This window comes from Cronobacter sakazakii (assembly GCF_000982825.1).
Classification (GTDB): Bacteria; Pseudomonadota; Gammaproteobacteria; order Enterobacterales; family Enterobacteriaceae; genus Cronobacter; species Cronobacter sakazakii.
Genome location: NZ_CP011047.1, coordinates 4,235,327 through 4,252,613, shown reverse-complemented (window position 1 = coordinate 4,252,613; position 17,287 = coordinate 4,235,327). Strand labels below are relative to the sequence as shown.

Genomic DNA, 17,287 nt, shown 5'->3' with positions numbered 1-17,287 from the left:
TTAGCGCCGGTGCGCGAGACGCCGCACCAGCCGGTCGCCGAGCGTCTGTACGCCCTGAACGAGCGCCACCAGTATCAGCACCGTGGCGGCCATCACTTCATTATTAAAACGCTGATAACCGTAGCGAATGGCGAGATCGCCAAGCCCGCCGCCGCCAATAACACCGGCCATAGAGGAAAAGCCTATCAGCATCACCACGGTAAGTGTCACGCCAGAAAGCAACGCGGGCAGCGCCTCCGGCAGCAGCGCTTTGCTTATTACATGCCAGGCGTTGCCGCCCATCGCAATAATCGCCTCGGCGCGCCCGCGGTCCACTTCATCCAGCGCGTTTTCCACCACGCGCGCGAAGAAGGGGAACGCGCCGATGGTAATTGGCACCACGGCGGCAGTGCTGCCAAGCGTTGTGCCGATAATAAGACGCGTCAGCGGGATTAACGCAATCAACAGCACAATAAACGGCAGCGAACGCCCGACGTTAATCACGCTGCCCAGCACGCTGTTGAGCTGCGGCTGCGGGAGTACGCCGTCGCGGCGGGTGATAAACAACACCACGCCGACTGGCAGGCCGATAAGCACCGTAAAGAGCGCCGCCAGGCCAACCATATAGAGCGTCTCCAACGTGCCCTGCGCCAGCAGCGGCCAGAGATCTTCAAAACTCATGCCACTTCGCACCATATTCTCTCCTCCACGCCATGACGGCGTAAAAATGCCTGCCAGGCGGCGTTGTCGCGCACCAGCGTCTGACGCAGCACCGACCAGGGCGCGGTGAGTAAATCCGCGAGTCGCCCGCTCTCCACCAGACGCCCATTCTCCAGCAGCGCCGCGTGGTCGCAGATGGCTTTAACCACCTCAAGCTCATGCGTAATCAGCACGATGGTCAGTCCGAGCTGGCGATTGATATCGGCAAGCAGCGCAAGAATGGAGGCGGTGGTCTCCGGGTCGAGCGCGCTGGTGGCTTCATCGCACAGCAGCACGTCCGGGCGCGCGGCAAGCGCGCGGGCAATGCCGACGCGCTGTTTCTGCCCGCCGGAAAGGCGCGAAGGAAACGCGTCGGCTTTATCGGCAAGCCCGACTAACGCGAGCAGTTCCGCCACCCGTTCGCGCCGCGCCGCGCGCGGCACGCCCGCGATCTCCAGCGGTACTGCTACGTTGTCTGCCACCGTGCGCGCATGGAGCAGATTAAAGTGCTGAAACACCATCGCGGTGCGCTGCCGGTGCTGGCGCAGCGCGCGGTCGTCGAGGCGGGTAATATCCACGCCGTTCATCAGGATGCGGCCCGACGTTGGCCGCTCCAGCAGGTTAAGACAGCGCAGCAGCGTGCTTTTGCCCGCGCCGCTGCGCCCCAGAATGCCGTACACGGCACCCTGTGGAATGGCGAGCGAGACGTCGTCCAGCGCCGGGTGGCCCTCTCCGGCGTAAGTTTTGCTCAGCCCGTCAAGCGTTATCATGACTGCGGAGCCGCGACCGGGATCACCGAGCCGTTGTAATGCTGGCGAATAAATTCCGCGACCTGCGGCGACTGTAAATCTTTCGCCAGCGCTTTGATGCGCGGATCGCCTGCCAGCGCGGGCGTGGTCACCAGGAGATTGGCGTAAGGGTTATGATCGGCGCGCTCCAGTCCCAGCGCGTCTTTGGCGGGCGTCAGCCCCGCTTCCAGCGCGTAGTTGCCGTTGATCACAGCCAGATCCACATCGTCAAGCGAGCGCGGGATCTGCGGCGATTCAATTTCGAGGATCTTCAGCTTTTTCGGGTTATCGCGGATATCATTCGGCGTGGCGAGACTGCTCGCCGGATCGTTAAAGCCCGCCTTGAGTGTAATCAGCCCCTGGTTTTGCAGCAGGAACAGCGCGCGGCTCAGGTTGGTGACGTTATTCGGCACCGCCACGGTTGCGCCCTCCGGCACGGCTTTGAAATCTTTATATTTACGCGAATAGATGCCGAGCCGCTCAACATGCACCGTGGCGGCGACCGCAAAGGTTTTGCCGAGCGCTTTTTCCTGATCCTTCAGGTAGGGCAGATGCTGAAAATAGTTGGCGTCCACGTCGCCGTTCGCCAGCAGCTCGTTGGCGTTGACGCCGCTGGTGAGCTCCACGACATTCAGGTCGAGCTTCGGATCGAGTTTTTTAATGTAGTTAAGAATTTCGGCGTGCGGCACCGGATCGGCGGCGACACGCAGCGGCTCGGCGGCCTGTAAGCCTGCGGAAATAAGCAGCGCCAGCCCGGCCAGCGTCATAGTGGCTTTTTTCATTTTGCTTTCCTTAGTAAGGGATCAGGCGATCAGTTCGTGGCTTTCGCGCAGCACGTCACGGTAGTAGCGCTCGGCGACATCAGGGTGTGAGCGCAGGCGGCCTTTTAAATAGTTCCAGCCGACATCACGCAAAAGCGGGTTGCGCGGATCGCTCTGCGGGCCATGCGCCTCGCGCGCCAGCTCCGGCGGCAGCGGATAGACCGGCACCACGCCGTCGAGCCGCGCGCCGAGGAAAAAGGCGATGGAGAGGCGTTCGTTATCCGCGGGCGGCGAGACGACGCGATGCACCGTGGCGCGCAGATAGCCGTTGGTGGCAAGCTCCAGCAGTTCGCCGATGTTCACCACAAAGCTGCCCGGCAGCGGGGCGGCGTCAATCCACTCGTCAGGCGCCACTTCCACCTGTAAGCCTTTTTGCTGATCCTGTAACAGAAAGCTTAAAAACCCGGAATCTTTATGCGCGCCGACGCCCTGGTCGCTGCCGGTGCGCTGCTGGCCGGGGTAGCGGATGAGCTTAATGTGCTCGTTGGGCTGCTCGCCGTAGAGCGTGTCGAAGGCGTCGGGCGAAAGTTGCAAAGCTTCGGCGAACGCGCGCAGCAGCCGCAGCGCCATCTGCGCCATATCGCGCTGAAAGCGCAGCAGCGTTGGCCTGAGCGACGGCTGCGCGGCGGGCCAGAGGTTTGGCCCCTGCAAGCGACGCCACGAGGGCGCATTCGCTGAAAGCGCGAGCGCCGGGCGCTCGGCACCGATATCAAACTGCTCGCGCCAGTCCGGCTTGCCGCGCGTCAGTTCCGCCGCCGCGCGGTTATAGCCGCGAAAATGCGGAGAGTGGATCATCGCCACCTGCGCTTTTTCTTCTTCCGGCAGGGCAAAAAACTGGCGCGCCTCGCGCTGGACATCTTCCAGCAGACGGGTGTCGACGCCGTGGTTAACCACATAGAAAAAACCGATATCGCGCGCGGCGTAGCGCAGATGATCGAGAAACGCGGCGCGATCGGCCGGGCCTGCATTGAGTCTCGCGAGATCGAGAATTGGCAGGGTAGAGGGTAATGCTGTGCTCATGGGGCGCTCCGTTAGCAAAAGAAAATCACAGTCGGTTATCTGCAAACAGACAGGCACAACAACAGCGCTGGCGCATGGGAGTCTCCTTCATTTGTTGCCATACCGCCACACTGCCCGAAAGACGTCCGCGCGCCCAATATCGTTCTTTTCTGATTTATAACGTCATGGGGTAAAAAGGATTTCTGGCTGACGCATAAGTAATTATTTCAAAATGTTTCCATGAAAAATGGATTTGTTTTATCCGTCAATGAGTTAATTTTTTGTTAATTTTTTAACATGCATTCTGCCTTCAAGTTTAGCGCTGCGCTGCCGTTGTCCTGAATGAAGAACCCTCTGATCCTTTCCAGGAAAATAACAATGCTAAAAACAACGCAGGCCAGATTTATCTTTTTACTCTGTCTCTTTCTTGCTGCCCTGAGCGGCATTACCGCGCTGGTGATCCACTTTTTCGTCATGCCGGAAATTAAACGCACCGAGACGCGGATTATCCGTTATGAAGTGGATAACGTGGCGTTCAGCATCGTTGAGCAGATGAACCGCGTGCAGGCGCAGATGCGCAGCGTGACGCAGAGCGTCGCGGCGATGCAGAGCGATGAAATCGACCGGCTGTTACCGGCGCTGGTGGACCAGTACCAGGATGTGAACGTCTTTGGCGGCGGCGTCTGGCCGTTGCCGGAAAAACGCGAGGCGGGGCGCAATAAATTCAGCACCTTCTTTGCGCGTAACGCCAGCAATCAGCTCGAAGTGAATACCTACTGGAACTCCGACGCAGCACCAAATTACTACGAATAGGTCTGGTATAAAGCGGGTCTGAATTCGCCTGCCAGCCACTGCGCCTGGGCGAACGCGTATCAGGATGACGCGAGCCCGCAGCCGCGTACCAACTGCGCGATGGTCATTACCAAAGATGGCCAGCCGTGGGGAGTTGCGACCATCGACGTGACGCTGGGCTTCTTTAATCAGCTCGCGAAACAGATGAACGACGCCATCTCCGGGCGCGTGCTGATTGTGGAAGCGGACGGCAAAATCGTCGGCGACGCCGCTCAGGTCGGCAAAACCGCGAGCCTGAAGAAGCTGGCAGACCTCGGCGACGATCCGATGGCGCAGACGGTGCAGAAAGCGCTTTCCACGTTCCGCCCCGGCGAGAAAACCGAGCAGGAGTATGATCAGGACGGCGATTCGCATACCGTGATGCTGCAATCCATTAAAGGCAGCCCGTGGATTATCGCGGTCGATCTGCCGACCGCGCTGTTAACCGCGCAGACCGATACGATCCTCGCGCGCCTGAGCATGGTGCAGATCCCGATGCTGCTTCTGCTGCTGGGCGTACTGGTGCTGTTTATCCGCTCAATGATGGGCAAACTGGCCGATCTTAACCGCAATATCAGCCGGCTCTCCGCAGGTGGGGCAGATCTGACGCAGCGCCTGGAGCCCACCAGCAGCCCGGAATTTAACGCGATCATCAACAGTTTCAACGGCGTGATTGATTACCTGCAAACTATGCTGCGCCAGGTGAGCGATAGCGCCCGCGCGCTGTCGTCGGCGTCGCAGCAGATCTCAAGCGGCAACCAGGATCTCTCGGCGCGTACGGAGGATCAGGCAAGCTCGATTGAAGAGACGGCGGCGTCAATGGAACAGCTTACCAGCACCGTGCGCCAGAACGCTGATAACGCCGCACATGCCAACGAGCTGGCGCACCAGGCGTCGCAGGTGGCGGAGCGGGGCGGTAATGTGGTGCGCGAAGTGGTCAGCACCATGAGCGCTATCCAGAGTTCGTCCGGCAAAGTGGTGGATATTATCGCGGTGATCGACAGCATCGCCTTCCAGACTAACATCCTGGCGCTGAACGCGGCGGTGGAAGCGGCACGTGCGGGTGAGCAGGGCCGCGGCTTCGCGGTGGTCGCCTCGGAAGTGCGCAGCCTGGCGCAGCGCTCCGCGCAGTCGGCTCGCGAAATCAAACAGCTGATTGAAAACTCCGCCAGCAACGTTGAAGTTGGTACGAAGCTTGTGAATGAAGCGGGCGCAACGATGGATGAACTGCTGAGCGGCGTGCGCAACGTCACCACGCTGATGGGCGAAATCATGTCCTCCAGCCGCGAGCAGAGCGCGGGTATCTCGCAGGTAAACCTGGCGATTAACCAGCTCGACAGCGCGACGCAGCAGAACGCGGCGCTGGTGCAGGAAGTCTCGGCGGCATCGCACTCGATGACCGAACAGACGCAGCAGCTTGACCGCGTAGTGGCCGGTTTCCGCCTGTAAGTCATTACTCACTTCTGAAAAGCCGACGCCTGATGCGTCGGCTTTTTCTTTACCGTCGCCCCGTGATAGCCGCTGCTTGCAATTTCAGCGGCGTCGATTTACGATATCGTTATGTTATAACATTAACAGGAGGCGAATGATGAAAGCTGATATCCATCCGCATTACCGTACCGTGGTGTTTCATGACACCAGCGCCAACGAATATTTCAAAGTCGGCTCGACCATTAAAACCGAGCGCGAAATTGAACTCGATGGCGAAACCTATCCGTATGTGACCATCGACGTGTCGTCGGCGTCGCATCCGTATTACACCGGGCGTCAAAAAACCATTACCACCGAGGGCAGCGCCGCGCGCTTCCAGCAGCGTTTTGGTCGCTTCTTTAACGATAAAAAGGCGTAAATCATGCAGGTGCTGAATTCACTGAGGAGCGCGAAGGCGCGTCATCCTGAATGTCAGATAGTGCGACGCAAAGGGCGGTTGTATGTGATTTGCAAAACGAACCCGCGGTTTAAAGCGGTACAGGGAAGGAAGAAAAGAAAATAAGCATCGCCCTCGCAAGAGGGCGATTTTTTTAGTGCGCCTGTGAGGCGGTTGCGGTATTCACCGGCGAGCGGGCAGGGCCGTTATTTTTATCCAGCGAGTAGATATCGTAAAACGATAAGGCTTTCTTACGAGTCAGCATCTTCTCAAGCTGCGCTTTTTGTTCAGCGCTCACGCGCGGCGATGCCTGAATTTCTTCTATCAGACTCTCCGGCACGTCGCGGGTGTTATACCATTCGCCGTTATAGCATACGCGCAGATCCAGCACGTCGATATCTTCGTAGCGGTAGCGTGGATTCACGTCAAAAAAGAAAAAGCCGTTTAACAGCACAAACAGCACGACCAGCAGCCAGACTGAGCCTGCCAGCGTTTCTGACTGTAGCATCACCGCAAGCGTTGCCAGCCAGCCCAGATACATAGCGATAAACAGGCCAGGGTGCTTACGGATAAAGCTGATGCTAAAGCGTGGACGGTTGTCGCGCTTCTCTTCTTTGTTGAGTCGGTCAATGGTGGCCGTCAGCAGTCGCTGGATTTCAGTCATGCAAAACCTTCAGAATCGGTGTCGCGCGTGCGCGGGAATGGGCATTTTATGAGGCCGCCGTTCACGAAAAAAGTAACAGACGGCCAACAAAAAACCATAACAGTTAACCGAAGCGGCGCTCAAAGGCGGCGAATCACCCGCGCCGGATTGCCTGCGACCACGCAGTTGGCTTCCACGGAATGCGTCACTACCGCGCCTGAACCGACCACCACGTTATCCCCAAGCGTGACGCCCGGATTAATAATCGCGCGCCCGCCAATCCAGACGTTATCGCCAATGGTGACCGGTTTGGCAAATTCCAGCCCGCTGTTGCGCTCGGTCGGATCCAGCGGATGCGTGGCGGTATAGATATGCACGCCGGGCGCCAGCATAACGTTCGCGCCGATATGCACCGGACAGACATCCAGAATCACGCAGTCGAAATTGGCGTAGAAATTCTCGCCCAGGTAAATGTTATAGCCGTAGTCGCAGCGGAAGGTGGGCTCTATGTACGTGTTGCCGGCTTCCCCCAGCAGTGATTTGAGGATCTCCTGACGCTGTGCCTTCGCATCCGGCGCGCTGTGATTGTATTCATGCAGCAGATGCCGCGCGCGCAGGCGGTCCTCACGCAGCTCCGGGTCGTTCGGGCGGTAAAGCTCGCCCGCAATCATCTTGCGTTTCTCTTCGCTCATGGTGGTTTCGCTCCGTGAATGGAAACTCTGATAGTAGCGACTAAACGCGCGGCTGACCATTCACTGCATTTGAGGGGAAGAGTACAGGAGAGAAGCCATGCTAACGGAGGACATATCCGGTGTGGCACGCACAACGCGAATCGCTCGACACTAACATGGCGTCGACATTATCAAAGCCAGATAATCACATACAAAATAGCGGGAGATTAACGAACGAACTTCCACACGGCGGTCGGAATTTTATCGTAGAGCTTATTCATCGTCAGTTCAGCCAGACGATGATCCGCCGCTGAATAAAATACCGCCAGTTCGTTGTCGGATAATTCATATTTATTTTTTTCAATAACGCGCTCAAGCGTGTCAATTGTCTGACAACGTCTCAGTCGCATTAAATAATCGGTTTTGGTTAATGGTTTGGTCGTCATAATACACCTAAGTAGTTGTTCTATTTTTAAAAAGACAAGCTTACAGGGTTTTCTTTGCTGGCGTTTACAAAACACCAGAAAAGCCTGTTTCCGGACTTGCGCCATTTTTGTAAATCTTGCGCATTGATACCGTAATTGCTGAACAGCATAAAGGTATCATCCAGATATTCATCTAATTGCTCAATGAGAGCTGCGTCATCTTCATGCTTAATTTTATAATTCAGGCCGAAGCTGGCAATATGCTCAATCAAGTCGTTGAGTTGCAGGTTAACGGCGGAAGTGGGGTCGTTAACCCAGCCATGCTGGTTTTCGCCGAGCGTGGCAAGGCAATCATGATACAGGCTTTCGCAAAGAAATTTAAGCTGCGCTATATCATGCCGTTTTGGTGAGTATTCGTCCATAACGTATCCCCTTTTTAGCGAAAAATTTTAGTCAACAGCACCGCAGGGGCAGATACACAACCAGTGTCTGGAGCCGTGGCGCTCCATTTTTAATCTACTGTTACTATAAAACACCCTGGGGATTTTTTCCTGGCACGATTACGAAAAATTACATTTCCGCGGTTAATCGCACATCGGCGCAGACTCTTTTACGCGAATCAATAAAGGCAAGGCACGCAGACGCATTCAGAAAGAAAACTTAACCTTTAAGTCTTAGTTTTACCTTAGTTTAAAACGTTTATTTATTCACGCCTGAAGAATATTCTGTAATAAAGGTTTTTTCTGCATCAGATTAATCCCAATAAAATATTTATAGCGAAAAAAAGAGAAACGAAAGGCGCGAGTGATGTTTTTTTGCGCGAAGCGTTAAAACACGTATGCAGGGAAGGGGTAAAAAAAAGGCCGCATCTGCGGCCTTTCTTATTAGTGATGCTCAACCGGATGGCTGTGCTCGATATCTTCACTCTTACGGCTGAAGCGGCGGCGAACCACCACAAAGAACACCGGAACGAAGAAGATAGCCAGAATGGTTGCGGTCACCATCCCGCCCATTACGCCGGTACCGACGGCGTTCTGCGCGCCGGAGCCTGCGCCCGAGCTAATCACCAGCGGCATTACGCCGAGGATGAACGCCAGCGAGGTCATCAGGATAGGACGCAGACGCATACGTACCGCTTCAAGCGTCGCCTCGATAAGACCTTTACCTTCTTTTTCCATCAGATCTTTGGCGAATTCCACAATCAATATGGCGTTCTTCGCCGACAGGCCGATGGTGGTGAGCAGACCTACCTGGAAGTAAACGTCGTTGTTAAGGCCACGCAGCGAGGCTGCCAGCAGCGCACCGATAACCCCAAGCGGGACCACCAGCATGACCGAGAACGGGATCGACCAGCTCTCATACAGCGCCGCCAGACACAGGAACACCACGATAAGCGAAATGGCGTAAAGCGCAGGCGCCTGGTTGCCGGACAGACGTTCCTGATAGGACATGCCGGTCCAGTCGTAGCCGATACCGGTTGGCAGCTTGCTGGCAAGCTGTTCCATCATCGCCATCGCTTCACCGGTACTCTTACCCTGCACCGCCTGGCCCTGGATCTGCATGGACGGCAGGCCGTTATAACGCTCCAGACGCGGTGAGCCATATTCCCAGTGAGACGTCGAGAAGGCGGAGAATGGCACCATCTGACCGTTTGTACCACGCACATACCAGTTGTTGATATCACCCGGCAGCATACGGTATTGCGCCTGCGACATGACGTACACTTTCTTCACGCGACCGCGGTCGATGAAGTCGTTGACGTAGCTGCCGCCCCACGCAGAAGCGAGCGTGGTATTGATATCACTGATGGAAACGCCCAGCGCCTGTGCTTTTTCCTGGTCGATGTCGATTTTAAACTGCGGCGTATCTTCCAGACCATTCGGACGCACCTGCGAGAGCAGATCCGGGTGCTGCGCCGCTTCGCCCAGCAGCTGGTTACGGGCCTGCGTCAGCTTGTCATGGCCCAGGTTGCCCTGGTCGATAAGCTCGAAGTCAAAGCCGGTCGCCGTACCGAGTTCCACAATCGCCGGAAGGTTAAAGGCGAACACCATCGCATCTTTAATCTGCGAGAAGCGGCCCATCGCACGGCCGGTAATAGCCGGAACTTTGTTTTCCGCGCCCGGACGCTCATCCCAGTTTTTCAGCGAGACGAACGCCAGACCGGTGTTCTGGCCGCGACCGGAGAAGCCAAAGCCGTTAACGGTAAAGACGGAGTTAACGTTGTCTTTCTCCTGAGTGAGGTAGTAGTCGGTCACCTCATCCAGCACCTTCTGGGTACGCTCCTGGGTGGCACCCGCTGGCAGCTGCGCCATCGTCAGGAAGACGCCCTGATCCTCATCCGGCAGGAACGAGCTTGGCAGACGGATAAACAGGAACGCCATCGCCACGACAATCAGCAGATAGAGCAGCAGATAACGACCGGTGCTGCGCAGAATGTTGCCTACGCTGTCGGTGTAATGGTGCGTGCTCTTGTCGAACATGCGGTTAAACCAGCCGAAGAAGCCTTTTTTGCCTTCGCCGTGATCGCCTTTCGCGACAGGTTTAAGCATGGTGGCGCACAGCGCCGGCGTCAGGATCAACGCCACGATAACTGACAGCACCATCGCGGAAACGATAGTAATGGAGAACTGACGGTAAATCGCACCGGTCGAGCCGCCAAAGAACGCCATCGGGATAAATACCGCCGAGAGCACCAGCGCGATACCGACCAGCGCGCCCTGAATCTGACCCATCGATTTGCGGGTCGCTTCTTTGGGCGGCAGGCCTTCTTCAGCCATCACACGCTCGACGTTCTCAACCACCACGATGGCGTCATCCACCAGCAGACCGATGGCGAGCACCATCCCGAACATGGTGAGGGTGTTTATCGAGTAACCGAAGGCCGCCAGTATCGCAAACGTACCGAGCAAGACGACCGGCACCGCAATGGTCGGAATAAGCGTCGCGCGGAAGTTCTGGAGGAACAGATACATCACCAGGAACACCAGCACGATCGCTTCGACCAGCGTTTTCACCACTTCGAAAATAGAGATTTTAACGAACGGCGTGGTGTCGTACGGGTAAACGACTTTCAGACCGCTTGGGAAGAACGGCTCAAGACCGGCAATGGTCTTGCGCACCGCTTCAGCGGTATCCAGCGCGTTCGCGCCGGTCGCGAGCTTGATACCGAGACCCGCCGCCGGCTGGCCGTTATAGCGTGCGATAATGTCATAGTTCTCGCCGCCGAGCTCAACCTTCGCCACGTCTCGCAGCAGTACGCGCGAACCATCCTGATTGACTTTCAGCAGGATTTTGCTGAACTCATCGGCAGACGTCAGACGGGTCTGCGCGATGATCGAGGCGTTCAGCTGCTGGCCTTTCACCGGCGGCGTACCGCCAAGCTGACCAGCCGCCACCTGGGCGTTCTGCGCTTTAATGGCGCTGATAACGTCCACCGGCGTTAACTGGAAGTTGTTCAGTTTGTTCGGGTCGAGCCAGATACGCATCGCGTACTGAGAACCGAAGAGCTGTACGTCGCCCACGCCCGTGGTACGGCTGATCGGGTCTTTAATGTTCGCGCCCGCGTAGTCCGCGATATCTTCCTGCTTCATCGAGCCGTCGGTGTTAATAAGGCCTAACACCATCAGGAACGAGCTGGAGGATTTCTCAACGCTCACGCCCTGTTGCTGCACTTCCTGCGGCAGGAGCGGCATAGCGAGCTGCAGTTTGTTCTGCACCTGTACCTGCGCGATGTCCGCGTCGGTGCCGGATTCGAACGTCAGCGTGATCTGCACGGTGCCCGAAGAGTCGCTGGTAGAGGACATGTACATCAGGCCATCGATACCGTTCATGTTCTGTTCGATAACCTGCGTCACGGTATCCTGCACCGTTTTCGCATCCGCGCCCGGATAGGTCGCGTTAATCGTCACCGCTGGCGGCGCAATCGACGGATATTGCGCCACGGGCAGTTTCATAATGGACAAGCCACCTGCCAGCATGATGATGATGGCGATCACCCACGCGAAGATGGGGCGATCGATAAAAAACTTAGCCATGTTTTAACGGCTCCTGTTAACTCAAGACTGCGGTTGCTGTGACTGCGTCTGACCAGCGGCGCCGGATTGCTTCTGTTGCTGCTGGTTGTCAGTCACTTCCTGCGCTTTGACCTGCGCGCCCGGGCGAACCTTCTGCAACCCGGTGACGATCACGCGATCGCCGGCCTTCACGCCGTCCGTCACGACCCATTTGTCGCCCATCGCCTGGCCGACCTGCACCGGACGCACTTCCACTTTATCGCCTTCGCCCACGACCATGACGGTCGCGTCACCGCGCGGAGTACGGGTTACGCCCTGCTGCGGTACCAGAATCGCGTTCGGGTTAACCCCTTCTTCGAGACGCGCGCGGACAAACATGCCCGGCAGCAGCGTGTGGTCAGGGTTCGGGAAAATCGCGCGCAGCGTGATGGAGCCGGTGGTCTGATCCACAGTCACATCGGAGAACTCCAGCGTGCCGTCCTGCGGATATTTCAGGCCGTCAGCCGTCGAGAGCGTGACTTTCGCTTTCCCGTTTTCCTGTTTCAGCTGACCGCTCGCCAGTTCCTGTTTAAGGCGCAGGAAATCGTTGCTGGACTGAGTCACGTCAACATAAATAGGGTCGAGCTGCTGGACGACGGCGAGCGCGGTGGTCTGGCCGTTTTGCACCAGCGCGCCTTCGGTCACGTTCGATTTACCGATACGACCGCTGATAGGGGAGGTCACTTTGGTGTACGCGAGGTTGATACGCGCGGTTTCAACCGCCGCTTTCGCCGCGACCACGGCGGCGTTCGCCTGCTGGGCTTCCGCCTGCGCATTGTCATAATCCTGCTTGCTGATGTACTGCGTGCCGAGCAGTTTCTGATAACGGCTGAGCGTCACCTGCGCGATATTCGCGCTGGCCTGGGCTTTCGCCAGATCGCCTTTCGCGCTTTCGTAAGAGGCCTGATAAGGCGCCGGGTCGATTTGATAAAGCGACACGCCAGCCTTGATCTCGCTGCCTTCTTCAAAATTACGCTTGAGAATAATGCCGCTGACCTGCGGACGAACTTCCGCCACACGATAAGCGAGGGTGCGGCCCGGGAGTTCAGTTGTGATTTGCAGAGGTTCGCTTTTCAGCGTCACTACACCCACTTCGGGCGCCTGTGGCGCTTGTTGCTGAGCCTGTTCACCGTCACATCCTGTTAGCGCAAAGCTGCCTGAGAGCATCAGAACGACCGCCAGAGGCGTGAACCCTCTGTTTTTGTTCATATCTAAACCTCGAGTGTTCGATTCCAAAAAATGACCAATGGATCAAAAGTCCGCAAACCCATTGCTGCGTTTATAGTGTCGTCATGCTATGGTACATACATACAAAAATGTATGTAAGTCTGACTCCTGTAAATTCACCGACCTATGGCACGAAAAACCAAACAGCAAGCCCTGGAGACGCGTCAACACATTCTGGATGTGGCGATTCGCTTATTCTCGCAACAGGGTGTGTCAGCCACGTCCCTTTCAGATATTGCTCAGGCGGCGGGCGTAACGCGAGGCGCGATTTACTGGCATTTCAGGAACAAGTCGGATTTGTTTAGTGAAATCTGGGAATCATCAGAGGCCAGCATTGGCGATCTTGAAAATGAGTATCGGGCAAAATTCCCAGACGATCCACTCTCTGTTTTACGGGAGATTCTCGTTTATATACTTGAAGCTACGGTGACAGAAGAGCGCCGTCGCCTGATGATGGAAATAATTTATCACAAATGTGAGTTTGTTGGAGAAATGGCTGTGGTGCAACAGGCGCACCGCAGTTTGTGCTTCCAGAGTTACGACCGTATCGAACACACATTAAGGCAGTGCATACAAAGCGGCATGCTGCCGGAAAACCTGCAAACCCGCCGCGCCGCTATCCTGATGCGCAGCTATATTTCAGGCCTGGTGGAAAACTGGCTTTTTGCGCCACAGACGTTTGATCTTAAAAGCGAAGCGCGCGAACTGGTGGCGATTTTACTGGAGATGTATCAGTTTTGCCCGAGCCTGCGCCGCGCCCCGGATGCCGCGCCCGCACAAGACGCCTGCTAAAATATTCTTAAAGCCCGGCGGGCCGCTATTCCATGCGCGAGAGCCGTGGTATTCTCAGCGCCGTTCCAGTATCCCCGCAGGCATTCCGCGTGCGGTCCGGCCATGACTTCATTCAAATGATTATGCAGCACACAATCCTTTCGCGACGCCTGGCGTCCGCTGTACTTTTTGCCGTTCTGCTGGTGTTCGGCGCGCTGTCGTCCGTTGCGGCGCAGGCGGCTCCTGCGAGCGGCGATCTTCCGTCGCGCGCTGACGTGCAGGCGCAGCTCGACGCGCTCGGCAAACAAAAAAACCACTCCGCGCAGGACAAACTGACGACCGAAGATTTGACGGCGACGCTTGAGACGCTGGATAAAATCGAGCGCATCAAACAAGAAACCGTGCAGTTGCGCCAGCAGGTCATGCAGGCGCCCGAGAAAATGCGCCAGGCGACAGACAACCTCAGCGCGCTGCAAAACCAGGACAGCGACGAGGTGGTGCGCCAGACGCTGAAAAACCTGTCGCTGCGCCAGCTGGAGTCGCGCGTCACCTCCGTCCTTGACGACCTGCAAACCGCACAAAACGATCTCGCGACGTACAACAGTCAGCTGGTGTCGTTACAGACGCAGCCAGAGCGCGTTCAGAACGCGATGTACAACGCCTCGCAGCAGCTTCAGCAGATCCGCAATCGCCTGAATGGCACCGCACCTGGTGAAGAGGCGCTGCGCCCGTCGCAGCAGACGCTCCTGCTCGCGCAGCAGGCGCTGCTCAACGCCCAGATAGAACAGCAGCGTAAAAGTCTTGAAGGCAACACGGTTCTGCAGGACGCGCTGCAGAAACAGCGCGACTACACTACCGCGAATATCAACCGTCTTGAGCATCAGTTACAGCTGTTGCAGGAGGCGGTGAATAGCAAACGTCTGACGCTGACCGAGAAAACCGCGCAGGAGGCGATTGCGCCGGAAGACGCTTCCAGCATTCAGAACAACCCGCTGGTACGCCAGGAGCTGGAGATCAATCACCAGCTCAGCCAGCGCCTGATCGACGCGACCCAGAGCGGCAATACGCTGGTGCAGCAGAATATCCGGGTGAAGAACTGGCTCGACCGCGCGCTGCAATCCGAGCGCAACCTCAAAGAGCAGATCTCTGTGCTGAAAGGCAGCCTGTTGCTGTCGCGCATTCTGTATCAGCAACAACAAACGCTGCCTTCCGCCGATGAGCTGGAAGATATGACCAACCGCATCGCGGATCTGCGTCTTGAACAGTTCGAGGTGAACCAGCAGCGCGACGCCCTGTTCCAGAACGACGCCTTCGTCGAGAAGCTGGAAGAGGGGCACAAAAGCGAAATTAATGACGACGTACATGACGCGCTGTTACAGGTAGTCGATATGCGCCGTGAGCTGCTGGATCAGCTCAACAAGCAGCTCGGCAACCAGCTGATGATGGCGATTAACCTGCAAATCAATCAGCAGCAGTTAATGAGCGTCAGCACCAACCTGCGGGAAATGCTTACTCAGCAGATTTTCTGGGTGAACAGTAACAAACCGATGGACTGGGAGTGGGTGAAAGCCTTCCCGCAGGCGCTGCACGATCAGTTGAAGTCGATGAAAATCACCTTTAACTGGGAGAAAGCCTGGCCTGCGATGTTAAAAGCGTTGCTGGCGGGGCTGCCGCTGTTGCTGATTGCCGGGCTTATTCGCTGGCGTTTCGGCTGGCTGCGCCAGTACCTGAATACGCTTGCAGGCGAAGTCGGTCAGCTGCGCAACGACAGCCAGTTGCACACGCCGAAAGCGATACTGATTAACCTTGTCCGCGCGCTACCGGTTTGCCTGATTATTCTGGCCGTCGGGCTCATTCTTTATGTGATGCAGCTGAACATCAGCGATCTGCTCTGGGCGTTCAGCAAAGAGCTGGCGGTGTTCTGGCTGGTCTTCGGCCTCTGCTGGCGTGTGCTGGAAAAAGACGGTATGGCGGTCAGCCATTTTAATATGCCCGCGACACTGACCAGCCACTGGCGTCGTCAGATTGTGCGCGTCAGCCTGGCGCTGCTTCCGCTGCTGTTCTGGTCGGTGCTGGCAGAACTCTCACCGCTGCATCTGATGGACGACGTGCTCGGCCAGAGCATGATTTTCCTGAATCTGCTGTTAATCAGCGCCCTGGTGTGGCCGATGTGCCGCGACAGCTGGCGTGATAAAGAGTCGCACACCATGCGGCTGGTGACGGTCACGGTGCTCTCGATTGTGCCGGTCGCGCTGCTGGTGCTCACCGCGACGGGCTATTTCTATACCACGCTGCGTCTCGCCGGGCGCTGGATAGATACCGTCTATCTGGTGATTGTCTGGAACTTGCTTTATCAGACCGTGTTGCGCGGTCTGAGCGTCGCGGCGCGCCGCATTGCGTATCGCCGTGCGGTGGCCCGTCGCCAGAATATGGTGAAAGAGGGCGCCGAAGGGGCCGAACCGGTAGAGGAAACGTCGCTGGCGCTCGATCAGGTGAACCAGCAGACGTTGCGTATCACCATGCTTTTGATGTTCGCGCTGTTCGGCGTGGTGTTCTGGGCTATCTGGTCTGATTTAATCACCGTTTTCGCCTATCTCGACAGCATCGTGCTGTGGCACTACAACGGCACCGAAGCCGGGGCGGCGGTCACGAAGAACGTGACGCTCGGCAGTATTCTGTTCGCGGTGGTGGCGTTTATGGTCGCCTGGGCGCTGATTCGCAACTTACCAGGCCTGCTGGAAGTGCTGGTGCTTTCACGCCTGAAAATGCGTCAGGGCGCGTCGTACGCCATTACGACCATCCTGAACTATGTGATTATCGCGGCGGGCGCGATGACCGTGTTCGGCTCGCTCGGCGTGTCGTGGGATAAACTGCAATGGCTGGCGGCGGCGCTGTCGGTCGGTCTCGGTTTCGGCCTGCAGGAGATCTTCGGTAACTTCGTCTCCGGCCTGATTATCCTGTTTGAACGTCCGGTGCGTATCGGCGATACCGTTACCATCGGCACCTTCTCGGGCACGGTCAGCAAAATCCGCATCCGCGCCACGACCATCACCGACTTTGACCGTAAAGAAGTGATTATCCCGAACAAAGCGTTTGTGACGGAGCGTCTCATCAACTGGTCGCTGACCGATACCATCACCCGCGTGGTGATCCGCCTCGGCGTGGCGTATGGATCGGATCTCGACAAAGTGCGCGAGATCTTACTGAAAGCGGCGATGGATCACCCGAAAGTGATGCACGATCCGGAACCGGCGGTGTTCTTTACCACCTTCGGGCCAAGCTCGTTGGATCACGAACTGCGTCTGTATGTGCGTGAACTGCGCGATCGCAGCTATACCGTGGATGAGCTGAACCGCACCATCGACAGACTGTGCCGTGAAAATAATATCGATATCGCCTTCAACCAGCTGGAAGTGCATCTGCATAACAACAACGGCGAGACGCACACCGAAGTGAAGCGCGATTTACGCAGTGACGATAACGGCGAGACGAACGCCGCCAAAGCCTGACGCCG

The 17,287-nt window shown here is 56.9% G+C and carries 14 protein-coding genes and 1 pseudogene; 5 read left to right on the top strand and 10 right to left on the bottom strand.

Annotated features, from left to right (window positions below):
• From CSK29544_RS20180 to CSK29544_RS20165, 4 genes are read right to left on the bottom strand one after another with little or no spacing between them, the layout of a single operon-like run.
• The gene (locus tag CSK29544_RS20180) at positions 1–660 is read right to left on the bottom strand and encodes a methionine ABC transporter permease (protein ID WP_012125458.1); all 660 of its coding nucleotides are present in this window, start codon (positions 658–660) and stop codon (positions 1–3) included.
• Positions 657–1,448, bottom strand: coding sequence for a methionine ABC transporter ATP-binding protein (locus CSK29544_RS20175; RefSeq protein WP_012125457.1), 792 nt, complete (start codon positions 1,446–1,448; stop codon positions 657–659). The genes CSK29544_RS20180 and CSK29544_RS20175 overlap by 4 nt, the downstream gene beginning before the upstream one ends.
• The gene (locus tag CSK29544_RS20170; RefSeq protein WP_029039158.1) at positions 1,445–2,248 is read right to left on the bottom strand and encodes a MetQ/NlpA family ABC transporter substrate-binding protein; all 804 of its coding nucleotides are present in this window, start codon (positions 2,246–2,248) and stop codon (positions 1,445–1,447) included. The genes CSK29544_RS20175 and CSK29544_RS20170 overlap by 4 nt, the downstream gene beginning before the upstream one ends.
• Before the next feature lie 21 nt (positions 2,249–2,269).
• Positions 2,270–3,307, bottom strand: a complete 1,038-nt coding sequence (locus CSK29544_RS20165) for an isopenicillin N synthase family dioxygenase (protein ID WP_012125455.1) — start codon at positions 3,305–3,307, stop codon at positions 2,270–2,272.
• A 357-nt stretch (positions 3,308–3,664) separates the two neighbouring features.
• Here CSK29544_RS20165 and CSK29544_RS20160 point away from each other — a divergent pair.
• The 3 genes and pseudogenes from CSK29544_RS20160 (at position 3,665) to ykgO (ending at position 6,110) form a co-directional block, all read left to right on the top strand.
• Positions 3,665–5,566, top strand: a pseudogene (locus CSK29544_RS20160) (methyl-accepting chemotaxis protein).
• A gap of 139 nt (positions 5,567–5,705) precedes the next feature.
• A complete protein-coding gene (locus CSK29544_RS20155; RefSeq protein ID WP_004386912.1) occupies positions 5,706–5,966 on the top strand; it encodes a type B 50S ribosomal protein L31 in 261 nt (86 codons plus the stop codon).
• Between the two features lie 3 nt (positions 5,967–5,969).
• Entirely contained in the window at positions 5,970–6,110 is a 141-nt protein-coding gene (gene ykgO / locus CSK29544_RS23440; RefSeq protein WP_007891919.1) for a type B 50S ribosomal protein L36, read from the top strand.
• Between the two features lie 28 nt (positions 6,111–6,138).
• On the opposite strand, the gene CSK29544_RS20150 is transcribed toward ykgO, so the two are convergent.
• The 6 genes from CSK29544_RS20150 to acrA all read right to left on the bottom strand — a co-directional run bounded on the left by CSK29544_RS20150 (position 6,139) and on the right by acrA (position 12,984).
• On the bottom strand, positions 6,139–6,648 hold the full coding sequence (locus CSK29544_RS20150; protein ID WP_007891920.1) for a YlaC family protein: 510 nt from the start codon (positions 6,646–6,648) through the stop codon (positions 6,139–6,141).
• A 119-nt stretch (positions 6,649–6,767) separates the two neighbouring features.
• Complete coding sequence (maa, locus tag CSK29544_RS20145; RefSeq protein ID WP_007891921.1) at positions 6,768–7,319, bottom strand: maltose O-acetyltransferase; 552 nt, start codon at positions 7,317–7,319, stop codon at positions 6,768–6,770.
• Positions 7,320–7,525: 206 nt separating this feature from the next.
• A complete protein-coding gene (gene hha, locus CSK29544_RS20140) occupies positions 7,526–7,744 on the bottom strand; it encodes a hemolysin expression-modulating protein Hha (RefSeq protein WP_004386909.1) in 219 nt (72 codons plus the stop codon).
• 26 nt (positions 7,745–7,770) lie between these two features.
• On the bottom strand, positions 7,771–8,145 hold the full coding sequence (tomB, locus tag CSK29544_RS20135) for an Hha toxicity modulator TomB (RefSeq protein ID WP_007891922.1): 375 nt from the start codon (positions 8,143–8,145) through the stop codon (positions 7,771–7,773).
• A gap of 462 nt (positions 8,146–8,607) precedes the next feature.
• A complete protein-coding gene (gene acrB / locus CSK29544_RS20130; protein WP_007848020.1) occupies positions 8,608–11,757 on the bottom strand; it encodes a multidrug efflux RND transporter permease subunit AcrB in 3,150 nt (1,049 codons plus the stop codon).
• A gap of 21 nt (positions 11,758–11,778) precedes the next feature.
• Complete coding sequence (acrA, locus tag CSK29544_RS20125) at positions 11,779–12,984, bottom strand: multidrug efflux RND transporter periplasmic adaptor subunit AcrA (RefSeq protein ID WP_007848022.1); 1,206 nt, start codon at positions 12,982–12,984, stop codon at positions 11,779–11,781.
• Positions 12,985–13,128: 144 nt separating this feature from the next.
• Here acrA and acrR point away from each other — a divergent pair, with 144 nt between their 5' ends.
• Together acrR and mscK are read left to right on the top strand one after the other, a co-directional pair.
• Positions 13,129–13,794, top strand: a complete 666-nt coding sequence (gene acrR, locus CSK29544_RS20120; protein WP_007848023.1) for a multidrug efflux transporter transcriptional repressor AcrR — start codon at positions 13,129–13,131, stop codon at positions 13,792–13,794.
• Positions 13,795–13,910: 116 nt separating this feature from the next.
• Positions 13,911–17,282, top strand: a complete 3,372-nt coding sequence (gene mscK / locus CSK29544_RS20115; RefSeq protein WP_007891923.1) for a mechanosensitive channel MscK — start codon at positions 13,911–13,913, stop codon at positions 17,280–17,282.
• Positions 17,283–17,287: the final 5 nt, after the last annotated feature.